Source organism: uncultured Coprobacter sp., from assembly GCF_947855755.1.
GTDB lineage: Bacteria > Bacteroidota > Bacteroidia > Bacteroidales > Coprobacteraceae > Coprobacter.
On record NZ_CANUAR010000019.1, the window covers coordinates 1 to 24,753 of the forward strand.

A 24,753-nucleotide genomic window follows, 5' to 3' on the forward strand; every position below is an offset into this window, starting at 1 on the left:
CCGGTGTGGCCAACCGCAACATGATTTCTCCGAATGTGACTACTTTTTTGCTCATGGTTCAAATATAGTTATAAAATATCAGTGTGCAAATATACACTAAATCTTTGATTTAAAACAATCGATTGCACAAAAATAAAAACGAACTTTTTAGCTTTATTTTAGATGTCTGTCAATAAATGTGTTACAAATTTCGTGTTCGTTGACGGGATTTGCGGTTATACTATTCTTTCAGAGAATCGGACAGGTGTTCTTTTATGACATATTTTTTGACCATCTTGAAAAGATTGGAGGCAAAAACAAAGTCATTTAACGCTTTATTATCCGAAGTAAAAATTTCTTCATTGTTTCCGACCCATTCTTTGTGCCCTTTGTCCAGGAATACTATATTTTCTCCGATACCCATAACCGAATTCATATCGTGCGTGTTGATGATTGTCGTAATGTTATATTCACGAGTAATATCTCGAACCAATTCGTCAATGAGAATAGAAGTACGAGGATCTAATCCGGAGTTAGGCTCGTCACAAAATAAATATTTTGGATTTAGTGCAATCGCTCGGGCGATCGCAACACGTTTTTGCATACCTCCGCTTATTTCCGAAGGAAAAAGATTGTCAGCACCTTTCAGGTTTACTCTATCCAGACAAAATTCTGCACGCTTTATCCGTTCGGACAAGGATTTGCGAGTAAACATCTTTAATGGGAACATGACATTTTCTATTACGGTCAGAGAATCGAATAGAGCTGATCCCTGAAATAGCATTCCGATTTCGGAGCGTAAGGCTTTAACTTGCGCCCCGGACATTTGTAATAAATCTTTGCCGTCATATAGTATTTGTCCGAATTCGGGGTGCAATAACCCTACAATCGATTTCATCAATACGGTTTTCCCCGATCCGCTTTGTCCGATGATCAGATTCGTTTTTCCGGTGTGAAAGGTCGCAGAAATGTCATGCAAGATAGTTTTACCGTCAAACGATTTTGTAACATTTTTAATTTCTATCATTGCAATAATATTTTGGTCAGTAAAACATCGAGTAATAAGATGGTTACACTGCTTACGACTACAGAATCGGTACTTGCTTGTCCTACTTCAAGAGCACCGCCTTTTACTTTATAACCGTAAAAAGATGCTACGCTGCTAATCACAAATCCGAAGAAAAGAGATTTGATGATCGAGTACCAGATATAATATTCATTAAAATATGATTGTAGTCCGTAAACATACCGGGATGTCGGAATAATTGATGTGAAAATACTTACCAGATACCCTCCGAATAATCCGGTAAACATGCTGAATGCTACTAAGATGGGGATAAACGTTACTAATGCCGTGATTTTAGGTAGGATGAGATAATTGGCAGAATTTACTCCCATGATATCCAATGCGTCTATCTGTTCTGTTACTCGCATTGTCCCTATTTCGGATGCGATGTTAGATCCAATTTTTCCTGCAAGAATAAGACACATTATAGATGATGAGAATTCGAGCAGGAGGGTATCTCTCGTTATTAAACCTACCGTATAGGGGGGAATCAGCGGAGACATGATGTTCAAAGATGTTTGTATAGCTATAACAGCACCGATAAACAGGGAGATCGTTACCACGATAGCGATAGAGTCTATCACGAGTTGATAAACTTCCATTATATATCGTCTGAAAAATTCGCTCCATCGGTCGGGAATTGAGAAAACTTTACCCATTAATAAAATATATTCGCCGAACTTGTTTAGCGATTTTAATATAAACATATTTTTTCGTTTTTAATAGATACCATTTCAGTAAAAAGAGTATTCTTTTTACGACTATAATATGTATATTTTAATGAGAGCCTGTTTAAAATTTCCAATAAAGAAATATAATCAGGTCATCTTTGTATTTTCTTTCGGTCTGTTTTTCTGTTTTTACTCGATAGCTCGCTATCCTCTTCGTAAAAACTATAAAACATTCTCGAAAGAAGTTCTCAAACCTGACCCGAGTAAAATTTAATCAGACTCTACAAACTTAGGGAAAATTTTTCAGGCATGGCTGTTTTAAACTTAAAAATTGATATAAAATACCTTTATCTTTCATTTGCATACAGTATAACAGTTCTTTATAAGAATATTTTAAAAAACGAAAAAAATGAGGAAATGAAAAATTTTCATGAAAAAATAAATGTATCTTTGCACATAATAAAATGTATTAAAGTCGGCTTGTCATACTCTTACACACCTAAATATGCGATGTGAATCGCTGAGCTCCTAAAAAACGGTTATATTACCGTCTACAACACCAAAGAGATAAAGACGGGCTGGCTTTATTTTTTATATTTATAAAATTTAGAACGTTAAATTACCGTAGTCCGTGAAAATCTTTACCTTTGCAACAGAAATAATCAGTCGCAACTAAATCAGACATCAGGAATGGCAGAAGAGCTTACCCCAAATATTGAGACGGAAACCAATACGACCGCTACTCGTATTGTGCAAGGTGACGATTTGATGGTATTGAGAACCGAGAATCTGGTGAAGAAATACGGGCAACGTACGGTTGCCAATCATGTCTCTATTAATGTAAAACAAGGTGAAATTGTCGGTCTGTTAGGGCCGAATGGAGCGGGGAAGACCACGACTTTCTACATGACTACCGGTTTGGTCACTCCCAATGAGGGGCGCATTTTCCTGAATGATCTTGAAATTACTAAGTTCCCCGTATATAAACGTGCTCAGCATGGAATCGGATATTTAGCGCAGGAGGCTTCTGTGTTTCGTAAAATGTCGGTTGAGGATAATATCTTGTCTGTTTTACAGATGACCGGAAAAAGCAAAGAATTTCAAAAAGAAAAATTGGAGAGTCTGATTGCTGAATTTCGGTTACAAAAGGTACGGAAGAATTTGGGGGATCAATTATCCGGAGGGGAAAGACGACGTACCGAGATTGCACGTTGTTTGGCTATCAGCCCTAAGTTTATTATGCTTGACGAACCTTTTGCCGGGGTCGACCCGATTGCAGTAGAAGATATTCAATATATTGTATATAAGCTTAAAGAGAAGAATATCGGAATTTTGATTACCGACCATAACGCACCTGAGACTTTGAGTATTACCGATCGGGCATATATGTTGTTTGAGGGTAAGATATTATTTCAAGGAACTTCTGAAGAGCTGGCCGTCGATCCGGTAGTTCGGGAAAAATATCTTGGACGTAATTTTATTTTTCATCGTAAGAAATTTGATTGATTTTTCGAGGAATGTACCGGTGTTTTTTATATCCGTAACGACTTTTTTTGCAGATATTTGTATAAGGTATAGCTGCATAAGATAAAAAGAATCAAACTATATACGGCAATATCCCAAGTACCGTTTTCCATAGTACCGATTTTTTCAAAGTAAGAAAGTTCATATCCTTGATTTTCTATATAGTGGAAAACGACAGTTATACTGTTGTTAAAAAAATGTGCGGTTATCGGTAACCATATATTTCCCGACCATACAAGCAAATATCCGAAAAAAGCTCCGAGCAGCATACGGGGTATAAACCCGAAAAACTGAAAATGTATGGCGCTGAATATTATTGCTCCGATCCATATTGCAGCATGTTTGTTACCTGTTTTTTCCCATAATAGTTTTTGAAGGAGGCCTCTGAAGAGTGTCTCTTCCCCGATACCGGTCAGAATGCCGATAACTAAAATCAATAATACCAGCGCTCCTAAAGAATGTATGTTTAATAATTGATCGGTAATCAGTTGGGCGGTAGCTTCTTTATTGCGCATCCATGTTTCGACAGCCGAAAAGTTTTCAGGCAATGTCAAAGATTGATTCCAGCTAATGACTAAATTCATGAAAGGTATAAATACGATCATACAGATTATAACACCGATAAGTGCTGTAACAGATGGCCTTTTATCCATTTTCAAATATGAAAACGGATGAGAACTGAATAGTCCGGCTGCAACTACGGCTGTGGAAATAAAAAGAAAAATACATTGGATGGACATGCTTCCTACAAGAATATCCGATTGGGATAAAATGTTACTAAAACTGGTACTGAATAACCATATCAATATTGCCGATATAATGAGCATTATCAGCATGATACAAAGCGTAATGAATATTTTTGTCCAAAAAGAAGCTGTTCCGTATATATTAGAAAAAGTCATATTTTATGAATATTAAAAGCTTGCCGATCGATTTATAATTATAATAAGAATAAGTAATAGTGTAAATATCAGTTGATTTCGAGCTGTTTTACCTAAAATCGGATTCAGTTCCGTTCCTTTTTTTTTCGTCATTGCATACCAAGTTTTCAGGTGTATGCTTAAATATAGAATAGCAGCGATATAGCCGGGTATGCTGGTCGTGAACCAGATAGTTCCGGTAACAGCTAATGCTGCAATTCCATTCAAAAGGTATGCGTATTCTGCAAATTTACGCCCGAATAATACAACGAGTGTTTTTTTATTCGAAATTTCATCAGTCTCTTTATCCCGGTAATTGTTGACCATAAGGATATTGACCGATAATAAACCCATAGCTATACTGCAAAGAAACACTTGTCGATCGAAATAAAGGGACTGAACATAAAAAGAAAGATTGACGGCTATAAGTCCGAAAAAGATAAATACGGCGATATCGCCCAACCCGTGATAAGATAGGGGATAAGGACCGGCAGAGTAAGCTATTGCGAAAATTGCGATAAATATGCCGGCAAAGAGAAGTCCCCAACCGCCTATGGGGATTAGCAAACAGCCGGTAACACATGCTAAAGCCAATGTCAATATTGTTGCATGAAACATAGATTTGGGAGAGATATCGCCGGATGCTACGGCTCGACGCGGTCCTACACGATCAGCATTGTCGCTTCCTTTTTTATAGTCGAAATAATCGTTACCGAAATTTGAAGCGATTTGAGCCAATAATGCGAATATAAGGCATATTGTAGCTGCATATCCGTTGAATGTATTCTGATACCATGCGTATGCCGAAGCTGCGATTACAGGACTTACCGATGTCGGTAAAGTGCGAGGACGAGCAGCTTCTATCCATTTCTTTATCATTGAAACTCTATCTTAAAGTTCTTCTTCGTTTTCCTTTTGTACGATACCGAAACAAGCTTGTATCGCTTTACGTATCGTTGCGGCGTCTTCTTTGTCTTCTTTCAAAATCGAAAGCACAAAGCTAAGATATTTTTCTTTATTTGCCAATCCGCATAAATGGGTCACTCGGCTTTGCGGCAACATTCCTTTTTGATTATATACTCTTAAAATAGCCGGATAATCTTCATTTTCTGCATATCGGATAAACTCGTCGAGAATATTTCTATATATGGAGTCTGTGTCTATATTATCGGTCAGCGTTTCTATATGCCGGGTAAACTCTTCGATTGTATTTAAACGCCGGTCTATCGTGTATTCGATTTCTCTGCGGGTACGGTGACGGGTGTGCAGTAAAGCCTGAGATTCTATATCCTTTTTGAAAAGAGCTATTACGTTCTGTTTTACAGCATGAAACACTTCATCTTCATTCTGTAACATTCTTCTGGCAATTACCCGGATTATCGGTTCGAGCATTAGAAGATTTTCTACTTCTGCAACATCCGGGACATAAATATTGCGTTCTCTTAAGTATTTGATTTCATGCGGTGTACGTCTGTCTCTATCTACGATTCCTTTCGATTCGAGATGATGAAACCCTTTCATTTCGGCAAAAGCCTTAGTCGTTTCTATGACTTTAGTGCATCCTCCGAGCGGTTTTACCATATATTCCGGAAAAATATACGGGTATAATTTTATGTCGATGCTGGAAGAGTCCGTACCTTCTATAAAAAGAATGGGTTTTCTGCTTCCTAATAACTCAAGATAAACTTCTTCTGGAAAAAGTTCTTGATTTTCTATGAGTTCGTAATCCCAAGAGTGTTGATCTGCATCGTATGATTTTACCCATATTCTTATTCCTCCGGTTCTTGTCGTTGCGAATTCTATGTCGTGTGTCAAATATACAAATGTACAGTCGGGACGTTCTTGCTCTATATAATCCCATAAAGAACTCATTATCGAGCGGTGCAGATGGACCTCCGGATCTTCGATAATCAAAATAGAGTCGGGCGATGCCGATAATGCCGCCGCGATTAAATAGAATACCACCCTTTCGCCTTGACTCATGCGCAAGGCATTATATGGATTATTACTTTTATCCGATATGATTTCCAAACGATCAGGCTTGCGCAATAGCCGGCTGTGTGGAAATATTTTTTCCCATATAATTTGAGTCCTGTCGAGTTTTGTAACCGGAATGGCTACTCCGATCTCATTCTTTAACCGTTCTTTGTATTTCGTCAATGTTTTGAATTCTTCATATTGAAGTAGGCAAAACAGCTGCTCGAATTCCGTTTGTGCTTGAGAAGCCGGTTTTTCGCTGAAAGTTTCTTTAAACTGTCGGGCGATAGAGTTGGGAGAATCGGGAGAATCAGGAACGATACAAACCGAGTTCAGTGCGGATATGCGAAATGTCTGTTCAGGATATTCCCGTTCTATTTCTTCTCCGAAACGACTCTTGCCTGCGCCGTTTGCACCGATTATGACTATATTATGAGGGTTCTGTAAAACAATTCTTTCCGATAAATCGTTTTTAGGAGGTAATGTGATTTCCATATACAAACATGTTATACCGCTTAAAACTTGTGTTTTTCAAATGTACGGAATTATCATTTATAAAAGTGTTCGACTGCTATTTTTTTTTTATTTTTGAGGCTGATATAATTTAAAACGGAATATTATGTTTTCAGGAATTGTAGAAGAAGCGGCTACCGTTGTGGCTCTTAAAAAAGAACAGGGGAATTTGCATCTGACTCTTTCTTGTTCGTTCACGGACGAGTTGAAAATAGATCAGAGCGTAGCGCATAACGGAGTATGTCTTACCGTAGTGAGTATAGAAGAGGGTACATATACCGTGACGGCTATTCAAGAAACTCTCGACAGAAGCAATCTGGGTTTGTTGAAAGTCGGCGATAAAGTCAATCTCGAGCGGAGTATGATGATGAACGGGCGATTGGACGGTCATATCGTTCAGGGGCATGTTGACCAGACTGCTCGTTGCACGGCTGTAGAAGAAGCGGACGGTAGTTGGTATTATACTTTTGTATATGATTTTGACAAGCAGAAAGCACGTGACGGATATATGACTGTGGAGAAGGGTTCGGTGACGGTAAACGGTGTGAGTTTGACGGTCTGTAACTCTAAAGATGACAGTTTTCAGGTAGCTATCATTCCTTATACTCACGAATATACGAACTTTCATCAGATTACGGTCGGGAGTGTAGTAAACCTTGAGTTTGACATTATCGGCAAGTATATCAGCCGTATGATGAAATATTCTGATTAAGTCTGCATATATGGATTTCCTTTCTCTTGTAAAACAGCGGCAGAGCGATCGGGCTTTTGATCCGGAGCGTATGGTCGAACCGGAAAAGCTGGAGCGCATTTTAGAGGCGGGGCGGCTTGCTCCGTCATCCTGTAATTCGCAGCCTTGGCATTTTATCGTAGTGGATGATCCGAAATTGAAAAATCGTGTGGCAGATGCGACATCGAACCGTATATTGAACATTAACCACTTTACCAAACAAGCTCCGGTACATATTGTTATTGTTGAGGAAAGTGCTAATATTTCTGCCGGACTGGGAGGCTGGATCAAACGGAAGCATTTTCCCCATATCGATATCGGAGTAGCTGCAGCGCATATTGTTCTGGCTGCGGCGGCCGAAGGATTAGGCAGTTGTATGTTGGGATGGTTCGACGAAAAAGCCATGCGTAAGGTTTTGGGAATCCCTTCCGGAAAAAGAGTTATACTCGATATTGTAATAGGATATTCTGTGCAGGAGCATCGTGATAAAAAGAGAAAACCGGCAGATACGATAATATCTACCAATCACTATTAAATATGAATGAGAAATAAGAGCGTGTACAATTTTGTACACGTTTTTTTTTACATTACTTTTGTAAGCGAATCAGAAAATTATCATAATGAGCGATCAACGTTATAATCTGCGTGGTGTTTCCGCATCGAAAGAAGATGTTCATAATGCCATAAGAAATATAGACAAGGGCATTTTTCCGAAAGCCTTTTGTAAAATTATTCCTGATATTCTCGGAGGAGATCCTGAATATTGTAATATCATGCATGCCGACGGGGCAGGGACAAAATCTTCTTTAGCGTATATATATTGGAAGGAAACCGGAGATCTTTCGGTTTGGAAAGGGATTGCCCAAGATGCGCTTATTATGAATATCGACGACCTTTTGTGTGTCGGTGCTACCGATAATATTTTGGTATCTTCGACCATAGGACGGAATAAATTACTGATTCCCGGTGAGGTCATTTCTGCCATTATTAACGGTACGGACGAACTGCTTTCGGAATTACGTGAATTAGGTGTAAACGCTTATGCTACCGGAGGCGAGACTGCCGATGTCGGGGATTTGGTGCGTACGATCATTGTGGATAGTACGGTGACATGCCGGATGAAACGTTCAGATGTTATTTCGAATCATCGGATAAAGGGAGGAGATGTGATTGTCGGAATGGCCTCTTACGGACAAGCTACTTATGAAAAGGAATACAATGGGGGCATGGGCAGCAATGGTTTGACTTCTGCTCGTCATGATGTCTTTTCTAAATATTTGGCAGAGAAATATCCGGAAAGTTATGATGCAGCTGTACCGGAAGAATTGATCTACTCCGGAGGGCTTCGTCTTACGGATGAGATTGAGGGGCTGGGGCTTGACGCAGGTAAACTTGTATTGTCACCTACCCGTACTTATGCTCCGGTAATTAAAAAATTACTCGATTATATGAGGCCGGAAATACATGGTATGGTACATTGTTCGGGAGGAGCGCAAACTAAAGTCATGCATTTTGTAGAAGGCGTGAAAGTCACGAAAAATAATCTTTTCCCTGTTCCGCCTTTATTTAAGATGATACAAGAACAGTCGGAGACCGACTGGCAAGAGATGTATAAAGTGTTCAATATGGGACATCGTATGGAAGTATATGTGACACCAGATCGAGCACAAGAAGTCATAGATATTACCCACTCATTCGGGATTGATGCCCGGATTATCGGATTTGTCGAAACAGCTGATAAGAATAGTCTCGTTATCGAATCGGAATTCGGACATTTTGAATATTAGATCTTCTGGAAATGATTAAAAAAACAAACCGTTCTTCGGAAATGAAAAATTCCGGTAAACGGTTTGTTTTTTTATTGTTTTATCCGATAATTTTGTTACTTTATTTTACCGGAATTTGTTTCGGTTCTTTAGATTCGGGAAGAGCCTTTTTGGGAATTGTGACACTTAATATGCCATTTTCCTGTTTAGCTTCAATCCCATCCTTATTGATATTTTCCGGTAAAATCAAAGTTTGACGAAATTGAGAATAGGAGAATTCCCTTCTTAGGAATTTGCCTTTTTTATCTTTTTCTTCATTTTCTTTTTTATTTTCCACCGTGATTATAAGATGATCGTTATCGTCGATGCGAACGTTGAAGTCATCTTTAGTCAGACCCGGAGCAGCTATTTCTACTTCGTATTCTTTATCGTTTTCGATAATGTTTACGGCAGGTGCTGAACTGTTGGATTTTGCGATCCATTCGTTTCCGAAAAAATCATTAAAGATACCGGGTAACCAGTTTTGAGAATGTTTTGCAGGTGTCATAATTGTACCTCCTAAAAATTAAATTAAACATATAACTATTAAGTAAAAAACTTTGAACTGTTTAAATATCAATTCAAAATACTATTAATACAAGCGCAAAGAACATGCCACAAAAAGAATTTGCGGCGGTATTGGCAGTTAAAAAAAACGATATAAGCTCAAATTTTATTGGGTAATGGCAATATCGTATCGCAGTAGCGAGAATTGTATATGGAAAGGGTAACCCTCTAATTTTTTGTTTCCTCCGGTACTTTTGTGAAAATAATATCGTTTGCCCTTGTCGAAACTTTCTATTTCGAATTGTCGGGTTGTATGAGGCAGTAATTCGCCATCGACCATTACTTCCCGGTAATCGATCATTTTTCCGTTAGGAGCTCTATATGTGATCTTTAGTTTTACTCGGGTAACCAGATTTTCAGTGTTGTTTTGTAGCATGAATGTTTCGGTGCGGTCATTCAGCCTTTTTTCAAAACCTAACATGTCTATGGCATGGGCAAAATCTGTTTTTCTTAAACTTCCGGATTTCCCGCATAAAATATTTTGTGCCGTATCCTTTTTGTTTGCAATGATTTGTGCCGGCTGTGTTCGTGGTACGAACGGATTTTTCGGAACGTTGTTTTGTCCGGATAGTAAGATACAATTACAAGAAAGCACTATAATCAAAAAGAGTACATGTTTCATGATAGGATAGTTATAAATGATTAACCTTAGTTACAAAAATAAGATTTTTAGGATAAATGGCGGTAATTCTGTTTAGAAAATATGTATTAGAAAACGCATTTCTGTATCTTTACAGACAAAAATAAAAAAATGAAACGACATACGTTACTGTTGATATTGATGGTTTTATCTTTAGGTATAATTCAAGCTGTTCCTTTATTGAACGGGTCGGATCAGATTGATAAAATTGTCTCTTTATTAAAATCCAAACGGGTCGGATTAGTCGTTAATCATACTTCTTTGGTAGGGGATAAGCAAGTACATCTTTTGGATACATTACTGAGTCGGGGAGTTCATGTTGTCTCTGTTTTTGCGCCGGAACACGGGTTTCGCGGAAATGCAGATCCCGGAGAAACAGTCATGAACAGTCGTGACAAGCGGTCGGGTTTGCCCGTTATATCCCTTTATGGGAAAAATAAAAAGCCGACAAGGGAACAACTGTCGGGGATCGACGTTATGGTATTCGATATTCAAGATGTCGGCGCACGTTTTTACACTTATATAAGTACTATGTATTATGTAATGCAGTCTTGTGCTGAAACAGGAGTTGAGATGGTCGTGTTGGATCGTCCTAATCCGAACGATTATATCGACGGACCGATAATGCAAGACTCTTTGCGTTCGTTTGTTGGAATGTTGCCGCTTCCGGTTCTACACGGTTTGACAATCGGAGAATTGGCCGGAATGATTCGGGGTGAAAATTGGGGTGATACTTATTCCTTAAAACTTACGGTAATCCCTGTAAAAGGTTGGCAACATGGAGATCCTTATATTCTTCCTGTGAAACCGTCTCCTAACTTGCCGAATAGTCAATCTGTCATATTGTATCCGTCTCTGTGTTTTTTTGAAGCTACTGATGTCAGTGTAGGGCGAGGTACTCGTTATCCTTTTCAGGTGCTGGGTTATCCGGATGAAAAATTCGGTACGTTTACTTTTACACCTTGTGCACTTCCCGGCTTTGATAAGAATCCATTACAGAAAGATAAGACTTGTTTCGGAATCGATTTACGAGAGGTTGAAGTGAGCGGTGGATTGTCATTGAAATATATCCTTGGTTTTTATAAAATTGCAGATCGAGGTAAATCCTTTTTTACCAGACCTCGTTTTTTTGATATGTTGATGGGAAATACACAGGTCAGAATGGACATAATTGCCGGAAAAAGTGAAAGTCAAATAAAAGAGCGTTGGGCTGATGAATTGAAAGAATACCGGCAGATGAGAAAGCGATATTTACTTTATCCTGATTTTCGTAAGTTTGATTAATGTGTTGTCGGGAATTTAAAGCCTGTTTAAATTTCGGAGAGACGAAGCATCAACTTTGCAGCTGCCCGGGCATCGCTCAATGCATCATGGTGGTTAAGAGGGATTTGAAAATATTCACTGACAGTGTTGAGTTTATGATTCCTAAGAAATGGCAATTTTTTTCGGGCTAATCGATAAGTACAGATACTTTCCGGAAGATGACTGGCGATTTGAGCCTTTTCGAGACAAGCATGCAGAACGCCTATGTCGAAAGGTGCATTATGTGCGACAATCGCATCGCATTTGACAAACCACGAATCGATCCGACTCCAGACTTCTTCAAACGTCGGTGCATCCATTACCATATCGGGTGTGATTCCGTGTATGGCTGTGCTCCAATATGAGAAAAAAAACGGTTGAGGTCTTATAAACGTTTCCCATTCCTTTGTTATTAGTCCGTTATTAACGATTACTAATCCCATAGAACAAGCACTGCTTCTGTATTTATTGGCAGTTTCAAAATCTATTGCGATAAAATTATTGATCATATTTTGTTCTTGATGCAAACATACCGAAAAAGAGCTGTATTATCGAATATTTTTGGAATTTTATTATTTATTGAGTTGGGTAAGTGGATCGAAATGTTATTGATTTAAAAAATATAGTAGCAAAAAGATTATATTTTTGGGCTATTCTATACAAAAGTGTTATATTTGCCCTTGCAAAATACCTATGTGGCTTTGCGAAAAAATAGAATGAAAAATATATTTTTAGTTGATCGATATGGTTAACAAATTGTATATCATTGATATAATATTGAAAAATACAAGGTAAAAATGGCATTGATTATTCCGAAACAGTATAAATTGAAATTGCTTCCCGAAACCACCGAACAGGCAATAAAAACATTGAAGGTCAGTTTTCAGGAAAAATTGTCTAAATCATTAAACCTTCGTCGGGTAACAGCACCTTTGTTTGTATTAGCCGGAACGGGTATCAATGACGATCTTAATGGGCATGAGAGGGCTGTTACATTTCCAATTAAATGTATGGGAGACAGAAAGGCGGAGGTCGTACATTCCCTTGCCAAATGGAAACGATTAAAGTTGGGGGCTTACGGAATTGCTCCGGGATATGGACTTTATACGGACATGAATGCGATCCGTTCGGATGAAGATTTGGACAATTTGCATTCTTTGTATGTAGATCAGTGGGATTGGGAACAGACGATTACCGAGCAAGATCGGAATTTAGATTATCTAAAGGATGTCGTTCGTAAAATTTATAATATTGTAAAAGAACTGGAGAGTCAGGTATATGCCGACTTTCCCCATATTACTCCTATATTGCCGGATAAAATTACTTTTATTCATGCCGAAGAGCTTTTGCAGATGTATCCGACTTTGTCTCCAAAAGACAGGGAAGCGAAAGCCGCACGGAAATATGGAGCGATATTTATTATCGGGATAGGAGGTAACCTCTCTAACGGAGAACCTCACGACGGGCGTGCTCCGGACTATGATGATTGGATTTCCATGAATTCGGATGGATATAACGGATTGAATGGAGATATTATTTTATGGAACTCTATTTTAGAATGTCCATTCGAACTTTCCTCTATGGGTATTCGTGTCGATCGTATAGCCTTGCGACGACAGTTGGAAATTTGCGGTTGTCCCGAACGGGAGATGTTAGATTTTCATAAAGCTTTATTATCAGGGGAACTACCGCTTTCCATCGGTGGAGGAATCGGACAATCGCGCCTTTGTATGTTTTTGTTGCAAAAAGCTCATATCGGAGAGGTACAGGCAAGCATTTGGCCTGAAGATCAAATTACCGAATGTGCCAAGCACCATATTTATTTATTGTGATGATCGAACTCATTCAGTAAAATAAAACAGTCCCGTTATTGTATAATATATTTGTATGATAGCGGGCTTTCTGTTTTTTTTCTACCTTTGTATAGCTATTCTAAAAAATAAAAAGAAAATTCTATGTCATCCTTACGTTTCAGAGTTGTAGAGGAAGCTTTTAAAAAGAAAGCAGTTCCTGTGGAACGCCCGGAAGAACGTCCGTCCGAGTATTTTGCCAAGTATGTATTTAATCGTGAAAAGATGTTTCGATATTTGCCTCGGAAAACGTACGATGCGTTGGTAGATGCGATCGATAACGGAAAACCTTTAAACCGGGAGATTGCCGATCCTGTTGCTGCGGGAATGAAAAAATGGGCAATAGAAATGGGCGTGACGCATTACACTCATTGGTTTCATCCTTTGACCGACGGTACGGCAGAAAAACATGATGCTTTTGTAGAACACGACGGTAAGGGCGGAATGGTCGAGGAGTTTTCGGGAAAGTTGTTGATTCAGCAAGAAGGAGATGCTTCGAGTTTCCCGAACGGTGGAATACGAAATACGTTCGAAGCTCGTGGATATAGTGCATGGGATCCTTCTTCTCCTGCATTCATAGTCGGAGATACATTGTGTATTCCTACCATTTTTATTTCTTATACAGGAGAGTCTCTTGATTATAAAGCTCCTTTGTTAAAGTCGATCGATGCTGTTACTTCTGCGGCATTGGATGTATGCCGTTATTTCGATTCGAAAGTAAAAAAAGTTTATTCTTATTTGGGTTGGGAACAAGAATATTTTTTGGTTGATGAAGGATTATATGCTGCCCGTCCGGATTTGTTACTGACAGGAAGAACTCTTATGGGGCATGAAAGTTCTAAAAATCAACAGCTTGAAGATCATTATTTCGGGGCTATTCCTACTCGTGTATCGGCTTTTATGCAAGAATTGGAAATTGAAAGTTTGAAGTTAGGCATTCCGGTGAAAACCCGCCATAATGAGGTTGCTCCTAATCAATTCGAGTTAGCTCCCATATATGAGGAATGTAACTTGGCAAACGACCATAATCAGGTCATTATGGAACTTATGCGCCGTGTTGCTCGTCGTCATGGATTCCGTGTGTTGCTGCACGAAAAGCCATTTAAAGGCGTAAACGGGTCGGGTAAGCATAATAACTGGTCTTTAGGAACGGATACCGGAGTACCATTATTGGCTCCTGCGAAAACTCCCGAAGGAAATCTGCAGTTCGTTACATTTCTTGTAAATGTAATCATGGCTGTTTATAAGCATAATGCTTTGCTGAAAGCCAGTATATCTTCAGCTACTAATGCGCATCGTTTAGGGGCGAACGAAGCACCCCCTGCAATAATTTCTATTTTTTTGGGATCGCAGATGTCAGATGTTCTTGATGCTTTAGAAAACAGTTCGGATGATGCGGTAATAGAATTGTGTGATAAAACGGGAGTAAAGCTCAATATATCCCAGATTCCCGAATTGCTTATGGATAATACGGATAGAAATCGTACTTCACCGTTTGCTTTTACCGGAAATCGTTTTGAATTCAGAGCGGTCGGTTCTTCTGCTAATTGTGCTGCGGCTATGATCGTTCTTAATTCTGCGGTCGCCCATCAACTTCGTCTCTTTAAAGAAGAGGTCGATAAGAAAATTCAGGCAGGGGAAAGTAAAGAGAAAGCGATTATTCGAGTATTGAAAAAATATATAAAGGAAAGCAAGCCTATTCGTTTTGACGGTAACGGATATAGCGATGAATGGAAGGCGGAAGCTGCTGCTCGTGGATTGGATTGTGAGACCAGTACTCCTGTTATTTTTGACGCTTATATAAAACCTGCTTCTGTCGAAATGTTTTCGGCGGTGGGGGTGATGAATGCCGTAGAGCTGGCTGCACGTAATGAGGTAAAATGGGAAATGTACACTAAAAAAATACAGATCGAAGCTCGGGTAATGGGAGATTTGGCTTTGAATCATATTTTGCCTGTTGCAACGAGGTATCAAGCTTTATTATTAGATACGGTTTGTAAAATTAAAGAAGTATTTCCTCCTGAAGAAGCTGCTGCGATGTCTTCTAAAGATATGGAAATAATTCGTAAAATAGCCCGACATACGCTTTCTATACAGGAAATGGTAGCTACTATGGTGGATGCTCGTAAGTTGGCAAATAAAATCGAAGGGGAAAGGGCTAAAGCTATTGCATACCATGACACTGTTGCTCCGATGTTGGATGAGATACGTTATCACATAGATAAGCTTGAATTGATGGTTGACAATCAGATGTGGCCTTTGCCTAAATATAGGGAAATGTTATTTGTACGTTAAGTTTTTATATCTAAAAATGTACCAAGAGATATTCGGTAAATGCCTTTAAAAATAAGGCATTATAAAATATTTTGTGTAAGGCAATACGGGATTCAGAATGAGTTCCGTATTTTTTATTTTATAGATTTGCAAAATGAAGAAGATTATGAAAGAAAAGCATCATGTAGTACCCGATAAGGTGTTAAGTAAGGAGTTCCTGAGCCGGTTCAAGACAGAGGCCGGTATAAGCAAGTTTCTGAAGTAGTTGCATGTCCAGATTGGAGAAAATGTTTGAAAGTGAAGTGGACGTTCTTTGGGCTATGATAAAAATTTTGTAGCCGATAATAACAGCGATAATTCCCGCAATGGCAGTTACTCCAAGAAGATTCAAACCGAGCATAGAGAGTCTGTTATCTTTATACTCCGTGACGATAAAAGTGATCATATTTGCTACAATATCAATAGGTTTATAATAAAACAACCGATATAACTTTTGTATTTAACAGTTTATCATCTTACCTATAACCTCTAAAATATATTGCGGTAATTACTCGGTTAACAATTAAAAGTATTCAGGCAACAAGTTTTTAATCTTTTTTCTGATATAATGAATTCTACTTTTTACTGTACCTTCTTTCACGTTTAGAATATTCCCTATCTCCTTATAGCTTTTCCCCTGAATCAATAGCCTTATTAATACACGAGTAGGAATATCCATTTTGTCTATTAAATCTAAAATGTAGTTATAATCATAGAAAATAGTATTGTTTTCAACCTGAACATTACACGGAGTTTCTTGTTCTATATATAAAGCTTTGCTCTTTCTCGTCAAGGAGATAAAACGGTTTCTTATAAATATAAAAGATATTTTTAGAGAATATTGCCGGGATTCGAATTTGTCTCTATTTTTAAGTATCTGATAATTTACGTCCTGCACAATATCTAATGCATACTCGTAATCATTAGTAAGATACACGGCATATTTAATCATATCCGGCTGGTATTTTACCAACTCGTTTTCAAGATCAGAGTTTTCCATTTGCTTTAAGATTAACATTAAACAAAAAAGAAACCTCCATTCCTGTTCTGGAATAAATGGAAAAACATAAAAGCATCAACTCTTTGAGTGCTTTTGGAATGGAGGTTTCAATACCTTCATCCCAGAACCACACTCTGAAGTTTTACACTTTTATGTCTTTCCGCTAATAAAAATAACTATAAAATCTGAATAAAAAAATTATTTCAGATATTATTTTAAAACAAATAAAATATTTGTACTTATATTTTTACTTAAAATAACAGTAATATGCCTATAAATCAATACAATATAAACATAAATATCTTTTAAAAAACATTTCTAAAAAATAAAATCTTACGATATATTTTTCGTGGTCAAATATACAATACACGATTACCAATCATCATCTTTACCTGTATTCTTTTGATAAAAACCTAACAAATAGTTAATCGGATAATTAATATTTTCCTCAATTCTAAGTTTATGCTTTAATTTTCTTTGTTTAACGGATCCTTTCCTTGTAAATAATTTTCTAACATAATAATAAAATGACTTATAACTCTTACTAACTTTATTATATACTTGACTACTGACAGAGGGTGCATCAACTTTTATTTTCCCATCTTTAAATTGAAACAAGAAACTACAATCTCCGTAATAATCATAATAAGCATAGATACAACCCTCTTTCCAATCAAGATTCTTTAATGCGCATATTTTAATTGCGACATTCTCATCTTCACTCATCACCTCTTTAGGGTTTCGATAAAGTGACATGACATTGGACTTTACCATAGAATAGAGTTCACTTGCTGTTTTCCCCTCAAACGGAACTACAACATAATCAGAACCGTCCGCAGTAAGAAAACTCCTGTTTGATTGTAAGAAAAACTCTACTTCCTTTTGAGAAAAAGACGACATTACAAGCATCAAAAATCCACAAATGAACACATATCGAGTAAGTTTTAGATCCTCACATCATAAATTCTATATAGTAACATAGCAATTTATATGAAAATATCAAATGTCCTATCTGAAATTTGCTGTGGTAACCTATTAAAAAAAAGAGCCTACCAGCATTTTGTAAGCTCCTTTTTAATATTGAAGAAATAATTATTTGATTATTAAATTACGGCTTTTGTATTTGTTTCTCGAATTTATCTAATAAAGAGTTTAACTCTTTTGAATAATCATATTTCGTTGCTGATTTTGATTTGCAATTATATCTTAACGATTTAATTTGGTCTGAATACGTAAGGAAATTAGAATTAGAATCTCTATTAATATATGCAACCACAATTGAGTTCCCATTAAAACCTACCACTATAGCCATAAGTTTATCAATACTTGTAAGATAAAACATATTTTCCTCTCTGTCTACATATAACACAACATATCTTTCCAATAAAAAATCTGTAATATCTGATCCTGCAGTTAAAATAGGAGCTGCAATTCCAGAAGTTTCAAGTTTACCATTTTCGAATATATAACTATACATCTCAACTTTATTTATTGATGAGAAATATGTTAAGGTTGTACTTGTTTCTTTTGTCAAAGTATATCCCAATGGTGTTAATACAGACATAAAATCTTTTACTAAACTTTGGTTACAACCCCAAATCGTAAGAGGTTCTATATACGTATGGTATTTTGGAGTAACCGTTACTTTACATGTCTCGTTATTTGCTTTTATGTATGTTTCTCCAACTCTTTCGGCGGTAACATTCCCTTCTTCATCTACACTTGCTATCAACGGCTGATCTGAAGACCACGAGCAGTCTCCATTGTAAATTAATTTTGTTGTCTGACCTGCTTCTAATGTAATTTCATTCAGATTTAATTTTTTAGAATCTGGTTCATCGTCATCATCTTTGTCACAAGACACAAATGCAAATCCTGTTACTGCCAATAGCAGCATTACAATAAATGATTGTTTCATTTTGATATATTTTGATTGTTTTATGATTTCATTCTCTATATTTTTAATCTATTTTACAAATATAAGGATGTTTATGTATCTAAACAAAATACAACCTTATATTAATATTACTTTATCAATTAGATTCTCAAAAGATTATATTATTAAGCACCCGTTTATCTTTTAGGATTGAAAATATATTAGGTTGGTTCGGGGCTCTTGATGTCTTAAAAACGAACTCACTTCACAGCGGTGCACTATCTTTAAATTGTTCAAACGGCGGTTAATTTATGCGATAGTTCAAAACGTTTATTTCATATTCGTAGGCTCTTTGTCCGATGCTGACAATAAACGGCGGTAATGCAATTATTTTTTTCAAAACAATCCCGAATAGCTACCAAATCTAAGAATTTCTATTACATCATTCTCTATATCTATCCGTGTCAAAAGAAAACGGCAGGCAATTCTACTCCGTTCTCCGGCATCCGGAATGCTTTCAGCAGTTTTGCCAACTTACTCGGGTTGTTCCGATACCTTTTGAAGTCCTTTGGTATTGTGTGTTGAGTAACGTACTATTTTTTATCATTCACAGGACTTTATAAAGGCTTTGGATAAATATATAGACTATTAACAATAATAAAGAATCAAATCCCGGATATAGAAAGAGTCCGGTGCAATACCGAACTCTTTCTATATCCGGATAATGTTTAACCCGTCCAACTTTTGGGGGCAGTTCATTTGATATACCCTCTATTATAAATTTATTTACAAGCAAAAACTGCAGTATTATTTTTTATCATATCTTGATAAGCCATAACTCCTGCTTTGGAAAGTTCTACGGTCATAGTCTCTCCGTTTGCATTATACATATTTACATGGTTATCATCGATAAAAGTCATAAATTTTGTACTCTGTCCGTTTGCCTCTACCGACCAAGATTTGTCGCTATCGTCGAATACGAGTTCAAAAGTTTTGTTTGCGGTTTCATCGGTAATGGTGTACCCGTTTTCGTGCGTTTTTACTAAATATTCATGGCCGTTTTCACCTTTGATCTGTTGAGTATTATCTGCAATGGGATTAGAACCTGACCAGAATTCGACAGAGTTCAATACTACAACATCAGCCAATAGAGAAATTTCGTATACTGGAAGAACCCAGAATGCAAAAAACACAAGTTCGCTTACAAATTTGTTTCCTCCTACACCTTTATTCCATCCGAGTAGCTTGTTTGTCAAACCGAAAGATCCTATACAAGAGGAAAACATCAGACTGCCGCAAAGTAATACGACTACAGCCATAGTCAATTTGTTTTTTTTCATAATTGTATGAATTAAAAGTAGTTTATTAGTAGTCTTTATTTAATTAACTCATTATAATAATAATTGTTCGTTTTATTGCAAATATAAGATAAATATTAGATAAATACAACTAATAAACAATGATTTATTATGATATAAATTAATATTATTATGATTTATAGTCTATATAAAAATCTGCTTTTATTTTAATCTTTTGAAGAATTTATATTGGAGCTTGTTTAGAGCCTGTCTTTCCGTTATGTAGTTCGTGCGTCTTATCAAGAAAAAAGGTCTATACAAGATTTAACAGGCTCTTTTAGGCTATTTTTTATCTAATAAATTTTGGTGTCGTAACCAATCGAAAAGGAGTTCTTGCCATACTTTATAGTAGGCAAAGCTTGCATTGCAACCCCAACCATGTCCGCCGGATGGAAATATATACATAGAGGCCTTAATACCTTTTTGCTTGAGTTCGTTATAAAATAGAGTACTGTTTACGGGAGAAACAGATTTGTCATCATCGCTCAACAAAAGCAATGTCGGCGGTGTAGCCGGAGAAATTTGTTTTTCGTTCGAAAAATTATCGTTTTCTATTCCTTTCCCTAACAAATTTTCTTTGCTTCCTTTGTGTGTCAGGTTATTATCCATTGTGATAACCGGATAGAAAAGTACCATGAAATCCGGACGGTTAAGATTATCGAAATGTGTGCCTAAAGTAGCTGCGAGATGACCACCGGCAGAAAAACCGCTTATGCCTATTTGGTTGGGATTTATGTCCCATTCTGGTGCGTTTTGTCGAATAATGTTCATCGCTTCTTTAGCATCAGAAAGCGGTATGTCGGCATGTCCGTTGGGCAGTCTGTATTTTAAAACTATTCCGGTAATGCCTTTTCGGGTAAGAAGCTTTGCAAAATCATGACCTTCATGTTGCATTGCTTGCCGGGCGTATCCTCCTCCCGGACAGATCAGAATGGCTGTTCCTGTGTTAATCTTTTTATCGGGTAGGTAAACATACATTTCTGCTGTGTGGCTGTTTAATAATCTGCCCCCTTCGATTATTTTCTCGGGCAAGACGATACCGTTATTTTCTTTTGCGCCATTAGGCCACACCGGTATCGTGAATGGATTTTGAGAAAAGATCATTGTATTAAAAAATAATGCTATAATAGAGAATATCCATTTCATAAATTTAGAGTAGTTAAGCTTTTATTTTACTTTTATAATATTCATATAGTTTCAAAACCTTATTTACGTAGCTATATGTTTCGCGTCCTCTGAAATATCCGAATTTGCAGACTTCATCATTGAAATATTCGGGGTTACTTTTCAATAGAATATATTCTGCGACATTCCCGTCCCATTTTTGTGGATCTTTACCGTATTTTTTTGCTAAAGCAATGGCATCAAGAACATGTCCTATTCCCGAATTATATGAAGCCAGAATAAACTTCATGCGTTCTTGAGGATTTTCTATTGTCGAAAAACTACGGTCTAAAGATGCCATGATTTTTATTGCGGTTGCGATATTTTTTTCCGGATTTTGTATGTCTTTGTCTGCTAAACCATTGCTTCTGGCTGTACGAGGCATAATTTGCATTAGTCCTTTAGCCCCTGCCCACGATACCACTGATGTATCGAACCTCGACTCATGGTAAGCTTGAGCTGCTATCAATCGCCAGTCCCAGCCTTGTTCTTTTGCATATTTTTTGAATAGAGGATCATAAACAGAAATCTGTCCTTTTTTTATGGATAAAACTTCAGGAACTGTAGAGTTTTTGCTTAATTCAAAATATCGTTTTAAAATTTCTTTGTATTTGGGGCTTTTAGTATTGTTCTTAGCCCATTTGTCAATAGCTTTTGCCAGTTCTGGTTCATTTGTTCTGACCGCCCAAGCCGATCGTTGAGGAAAACTGATATTCAATTTTATATCTATATTATTATAATAGGTCTTATTAAGACGGGCTATGTTATTATCGGCGAGAGCATAATCTATTTTACCATTAGCTACCATTTCTATCAAATCTTCGGTAATGATAGTGTCTTTATTCATTAAATGAATTTTAATCCCGCCTCCCAATTCGTTATTTAGGTTATTGATGCGGGTTTCATATTTCGAATCTTTTTCTACGTATACGTCTTTTCCGACGAGTTCGGTAACATTACGTAATCGTGTTTTATTTTTTTCTATTCGTTGGATAAGTACCTGATGAGTAATTATTTCAGGCCCGCAATAAAGTAATTGGTCTTTTAAATCTCCTGTAATCGGGACATCATAAGCGATGATATCTCCTTCTCCCTTTTGCAACATTTCAACCAGTTTTCCGATATTTTCTGCGACAACTATTTTGGTTTTTAACCCTTCCGATTCTGCGAATTGTTTAATTAATTCATATTCGTATCCCATTTCTTCACCACGATACAAAAAATAAGAGGTAGAACTGTATAATGTAAGTACGGTCAATTCACCTTTTTTCTTGATCGATTCCAGGTCGTTTAACTCCGGGTTCTTTTCTTTTTTCCCGTGTTGGCAAGAAAATAAAAACAGAAACAAAAGTATATAAACCGTCATTCTTACCATATCGGAGCTGATTAAGGATTCAGTTTATGTGCTATAAAATTTGTCAGAATATCGATTGCTACAAGATTATTTCCACCTTGCGGTATGATTAGATCGGCATATCGTTTTGTCGGCTCTATATGTTGCAGATGCATCGGTTTTAGTACTTTCTCATATCGATCTATAACCATTTCCACAGTACGTCCCCGTTCTATAATATCTCGATTGATAACCCGGATGAGCCGATCGTCTGCATCTGCATCGACAAATACCTTCATATCCATCATGTTGCGTAATTCTTCATCGCAAAGTATCAAAATACCTTCAACAATGATCACGTCTCTTGGTTGGATCGGGATCGTTTCTTTAGACCGAGTGCATGTTAAGTATGAATAGATCGGTTGTTCGACCGGTTTACCGGCTTTTAAATCTTTCAGTTGATTGACAAGTAATTCGAACTCTATGGCTGCCGGCTCATCGAAGTTGAGTTTCAGGCGTTCTTCTAAAGGCAAATCGCTATTATCCCTATAATATGAATCTTGAGGAATTACAGTTACTTCACCTTCCGGTAAACTTTGTATAATTTTGCGGACAACGGTCGTTTTTCCAGATCCAGTTCCTCCGGCAATACCAATAATTAGCATATAATTTCAGATAACGACAAAATAATATTTATTTTTGCATTCACGATAAAAATATCCGGACTTTTAAGAATCCGGAAACTGAAAAATATTTACAAATATAATAAATTTGATTATGGTAAAGCATATAGTTTTATTTAAGTTCAAAAAAACGGGAGATATTGCATCGGTGAAAGCTGTGATGCAAGAGTTTAAATCTGCTTTGGAGGCATTAAAAGATAAGATACCTTTTTTGCGTTTTATAGAAGTTGGAATAAATGAGAATCCGAAAGAGGATTTTGATATGTGTCTTGTTACGGAGTTTGATTCGATGGAAGATTTGGCAAATTATGCAGTACATCCCGACCATGTGGCAGCGACTCGAATTATAAAAGATATAAAAGAGGGAAGGGCTTGTGTCGATTACATATTCTGATGGAATTTTCCGGTTTTTCGGGAAGATAAGAGTCTATCTGAATTTTCCGAAAAAGAAATATTATCAGGACATTTTTGCATTTTCTTCTGATTTTTTTCCTCGTTTTCATTCATCAGATATCTTTCTATCATCTTCTTGAAAACAGAAAAATATCTTTAAAAGAAACTCTCAAACCTGACCTGAGTAAAATTTAGACAGACATTAAGAATATTTACTTTCTGGAATAAGATTGTTTCCTTTTTTATTATCTTAGCTACATGATAGAAAATGATAAAAATGTAGCAGTAATAAAGCCATATCACTTTGGATTGGCTTTAAGCGGGGGCGGGGCTCGTGGCTTTGCTCATGTAGGAGCATTGAAGGTGCTTGATGAAATGGGTGTGCGTCCCGATATTATTTCGGGAACGAGTGCAGGTTCGTTGATCGGAGTATTGTATGCCGACGGATATACTCCGGATGAAATTATAGATTTGTTTTCGTCTCTTAATTTCAGTGATTTGGCAGAAATAACGATACCTCGTTCGGGATTTTTCAAGATAACGCGTTTTCGCAACTTTTTAAAAAAAGTTTTGCGTGCTCGGTATCTGGAAGATTTGGAGATCCCGGTTATGGTTACAGCGACGGATTTGGATCACGGACGCAGTAAAACCTTTGCCACAGGACCTGTTGTAGATATCGTTTGTGCCTCATGCAGTATTCCTGTTTTATTTAGTCCGGTAATAATCGATAATGTACATTATGTCGACGGAGGTGTATTGAGAAATTTTCCGGTTACTCCTATACGTCCGTTTTGCGATATTGTTATGGGAGTAAATGTGAATCCGATGGTTGCAAAAGAGTACAAAAAGTCGATTATCGGGATAGCTGAACGTTCATACGGCTTTATTTTCAAAAGTAATACGCTTGCCGATATGAAGCTATGTGACATATTGATACAAACTAAGGAGATTATAGAGTATAATATATTTGATATAGAAAATCTTCGGGAAATCGCTGCCTGTGGATATAAGGATACTCAAGAGGTCATTAATTTGGATAAAGAAAATCTTAAAAACATGAAGCTCCCATTTAGGACATAGGATATATCG

General features: G+C 37.0%; 25 protein-coding genes. 9 read left to right on the forward strand and 16 right to left on the reverse strand.

Going from position 1 to position 24,753, the window contains the following annotated elements; translation table 11 throughout:
- Positions 1 to 220: 220 nt before the first annotated feature.
- A complete protein-coding gene (locus Q0093_RS10345) occupies positions 221 to 1,006 on the reverse strand; it encodes an ABC transporter ATP-binding protein (RefSeq protein WP_294177719.1) in 786 nt (261 codons plus the stop codon).
- Positions 1,003 to 1,746, reverse strand: a complete 744-nt coding sequence (locus Q0093_RS10350; RefSeq protein WP_195596639.1) for an ABC transporter permease — start codon at positions 1,744 to 1,746, stop codon at positions 1,003 to 1,005. The genes Q0093_RS10345 and Q0093_RS10350 overlap by 4 nt, the downstream gene beginning before the upstream one ends.
- Positions 1,747 to 2,484: 738 nt before the next feature.
- Between Q0093_RS10350 and lptB the strand changes: the two genes are divergently transcribed.
- Positions 2,485 to 3,222 carry an LPS export ABC transporter ATP-binding protein gene (gene lptB / locus Q0093_RS10355; RefSeq protein WP_294177731.1) on the forward strand — a complete coding sequence of 246 codons (738 nt, stop codon included), beginning with the start codon at positions 2,485 to 2,487 and terminating at the stop codon, positions 3,220 to 3,222.
- A gap of 26 nt (positions 3,223 to 3,248) precedes the next feature.
- On the opposite strand, the gene Q0093_RS10360 is transcribed toward lptB, so the two are convergent.
- The 3 genes from Q0093_RS10360 to Q0093_RS10370 are packed head-to-tail and all read right to left on the reverse strand — an operon-like array spanning position 3,249 to position 6,632.
- Positions 3,249 to 4,142 carry a CPBP family intramembrane glutamic endopeptidase gene (locus Q0093_RS10360; RefSeq protein ID WP_297930137.1) on the reverse strand — a complete coding sequence of 298 codons (894 nt, stop codon included), beginning with the start codon at positions 4,140 to 4,142 and terminating at the stop codon, positions 3,249 to 3,251.
- 12 nt (positions 4,143 to 4,154) lie between these two features.
- Positions 4,155 to 5,039 carry a 1,4-dihydroxy-2-naphthoate polyprenyltransferase gene (locus tag Q0093_RS10365; protein ID WP_294177717.1) on the reverse strand — a complete coding sequence of 295 codons (885 nt, stop codon included), beginning with the start codon at positions 5,037 to 5,039 and terminating at the stop codon, positions 4,155 to 4,157.
- Positions 5,040 to 5,051: 12 nt separating this feature from the next.
- Positions 5,052 to 6,632, reverse strand: coding sequence for a DUF4435 domain-containing protein (locus tag Q0093_RS10370; protein ID WP_297930140.1), 1,581 nt, complete (start codon positions 6,630 to 6,632; stop codon positions 5,052 to 5,054).
- Positions 6,633 to 6,756: 124 nt separating this feature from the next.
- Between Q0093_RS10370 and Q0093_RS10375 the strand changes: the two genes are divergently transcribed.
- The 3 genes from Q0093_RS10375 to Q0093_RS10385 all read left to right on the forward strand — a co-directional run bounded on the left by Q0093_RS10375 (position 6,757) and on the right by Q0093_RS10385 (position 9,167).
- Positions 6,757 to 7,362: a riboflavin synthase gene (locus tag Q0093_RS10375; protein WP_297930143.1), complete on the forward strand. Its 606-nt coding sequence runs from the start codon at positions 6,757 to 6,759 to the stop codon at positions 7,360 to 7,362.
- Positions 7,363 to 7,372: 10 nt separating this feature from the next.
- Entirely contained in the window at positions 7,373 to 7,915 is a 543-nt protein-coding gene (locus tag Q0093_RS10380; RefSeq protein WP_297930146.1) for a nitroreductase family protein, read from the forward strand.
- An 85-nt stretch (positions 7,916 to 8,000) separates the two neighbouring features.
- A complete protein-coding gene (locus tag Q0093_RS10385; protein WP_297930148.1) occupies positions 8,001 to 9,167 on the forward strand; it encodes an AIR synthase related protein in 1,167 nt (388 codons plus the stop codon).
- A 100-nt stretch (positions 9,168 to 9,267) separates the two neighbouring features.
- Here Q0093_RS10385 and Q0093_RS10390 read toward each other — a convergent pair whose 3' ends face one another.
- Both Q0093_RS10390 and Q0093_RS10395 read right to left on the reverse strand, forming a co-directional pair.
- The gene (locus Q0093_RS10390) at positions 9,268 to 9,693 is read right to left on the reverse strand and encodes an Hsp20/alpha crystallin family protein (protein ID WP_297930151.1); all 426 of its coding nucleotides are present in this window, start codon (positions 9,691 to 9,693) and stop codon (positions 9,268 to 9,270) included.
- Positions 9,694 to 9,858: 165 nt separating this feature from the next.
- On the reverse strand, positions 9,859 to 10,374 hold the full coding sequence (locus tag Q0093_RS10395) for a hypothetical protein (RefSeq protein ID WP_294177711.1): 516 nt from the start codon (positions 10,372 to 10,374) through the stop codon (positions 9,859 to 9,861).
- 159 nt (positions 10,375 to 10,533) lie between these two features.
- Between Q0093_RS10395 and Q0093_RS10400 the strand changes: the two genes are divergently transcribed.
- A complete protein-coding gene (locus tag Q0093_RS10400) occupies positions 10,534 to 11,676 on the forward strand; it encodes a DUF1343 domain-containing protein (RefSeq protein WP_297930230.1) in 1,143 nt (380 codons plus the stop codon).
- Positions 11,677 to 11,702: 26 nt separating this feature from the next.
- Here Q0093_RS10400 and Q0093_RS10405 read toward each other — a convergent pair whose 3' ends face one another.
- Positions 11,703 to 12,203 carry a 3'-5' exonuclease gene (locus Q0093_RS10405; RefSeq protein WP_297930153.1) on the reverse strand — a complete coding sequence of 167 codons (501 nt, stop codon included), beginning with the start codon at positions 12,201 to 12,203 and terminating at the stop codon, positions 11,703 to 11,705.
- Positions 12,204 to 12,491: 288 nt separating this feature from the next.
- On the opposite strand from Q0093_RS10405, the gene asnA reads away from it, so the two are divergent.
- Together asnA and Q0093_RS10415 are read left to right on the forward strand one after the other, a co-directional pair.
- Positions 12,492 to 13,526, forward strand: coding sequence for an aspartate--ammonia ligase (asnA, locus tag Q0093_RS10410; RefSeq protein ID WP_022602124.1), 1,035 nt, complete (start codon positions 12,492 to 12,494; stop codon positions 13,524 to 13,526).
- A gap of 123 nt (positions 13,527 to 13,649) precedes the next feature.
- Positions 13,650 to 15,839, forward strand: a complete 2,190-nt coding sequence (locus Q0093_RS10415; RefSeq protein ID WP_294177708.1) for a glutamine synthetase III — start codon at positions 13,650 to 13,652, stop codon at positions 15,837 to 15,839.
- A 181-nt stretch (positions 15,840 to 16,020) separates the two neighbouring features.
- On the opposite strand, the gene Q0093_RS10420 is transcribed toward Q0093_RS10415, so the two are convergent.
- From Q0093_RS10420 to udk, 8 genes are all read right to left on the reverse strand, one after another.
- Complete coding sequence (locus tag Q0093_RS10420) at positions 16,021 to 16,263, reverse strand: hypothetical protein (RefSeq protein ID WP_294177707.1); 243 nt, start codon at positions 16,261 to 16,263, stop codon at positions 16,021 to 16,023.
- A 117-nt stretch (positions 16,264 to 16,380) separates the two neighbouring features.
- The gene (locus Q0093_RS10425; RefSeq protein WP_294177706.1) at positions 16,381 to 16,857 is read right to left on the reverse strand and encodes an RNA polymerase sigma factor; all 477 of its coding nucleotides are present in this window, start codon (positions 16,855 to 16,857) and stop codon (positions 16,381 to 16,383) included.
- 372 nt (positions 16,858 to 17,229) lie between these two features.
- The gene (locus Q0093_RS10430) at positions 17,230 to 17,769 is read right to left on the reverse strand and encodes a hypothetical protein (protein ID WP_294177705.1); all 540 of its coding nucleotides are present in this window, start codon (positions 17,767 to 17,769) and stop codon (positions 17,230 to 17,232) included.
- A gap of 196 nt (positions 17,770 to 17,965) precedes the next feature.
- A complete protein-coding gene (locus tag Q0093_RS10435) occupies positions 17,966 to 18,775 on the reverse strand; it encodes a hypothetical protein (RefSeq protein ID WP_294177704.1) in 810 nt (269 codons plus the stop codon).
- Positions 18,776 to 19,515: 740 nt separating this feature from the next.
- Positions 19,516 to 20,073 carry a DUF3332 domain-containing protein gene (locus Q0093_RS10440; protein WP_294177703.1) on the reverse strand — a complete coding sequence of 186 codons (558 nt, stop codon included), beginning with the start codon at positions 20,071 to 20,073 and terminating at the stop codon, positions 19,516 to 19,518.
- A 300-nt stretch (positions 20,074 to 20,373) separates the two neighbouring features.
- Positions 20,374 to 21,237: an alpha/beta hydrolase gene (locus tag Q0093_RS10445; RefSeq protein ID WP_294177702.1), complete on the reverse strand. Its 864-nt coding sequence runs from the start codon at positions 21,235 to 21,237 to the stop codon at positions 20,374 to 20,376.
- Positions 21,238 to 21,250: 13 nt separating this feature from the next.
- Positions 21,251 to 22,630 (reverse strand): transporter substrate-binding domain-containing protein, encoded by a 1,380-nt coding sequence (locus Q0093_RS10450; RefSeq protein ID WP_294177701.1) that lies wholly within the window; start codon positions 22,628 to 22,630, stop codon positions 21,251 to 21,253.
- Positions 22,631 to 22,641: 11 nt separating this feature from the next.
- Positions 22,642 to 23,253 (reverse strand): uridine kinase, encoded by a 612-nt coding sequence (gene udk / locus Q0093_RS10455; protein ID WP_294177700.1) that lies wholly within the window; start codon positions 23,251 to 23,253, stop codon positions 22,642 to 22,644.
- Positions 23,254 to 23,365: 112 nt separating this feature from the next.
- On the opposite strand from udk, the gene Q0093_RS10460 reads away from it, so the two are divergent.
- Positions 23,366 to 23,665 carry a Dabb family protein gene (locus Q0093_RS10460; protein WP_297930164.1) on the forward strand — a complete coding sequence of 100 codons (300 nt, stop codon included), beginning with the start codon at positions 23,366 to 23,368 and terminating at the stop codon, positions 23,663 to 23,665.
- A gap of 257 nt (positions 23,666 to 23,922) precedes the next feature.
- Entirely contained in the window at positions 23,923 to 24,744 is an 822-nt protein-coding gene (locus Q0093_RS10465) for a patatin-like phospholipase family protein (RefSeq protein ID WP_294177698.1), read from the forward strand.
- Positions 24,745 to 24,753 lie beyond the last annotated feature (9 nt).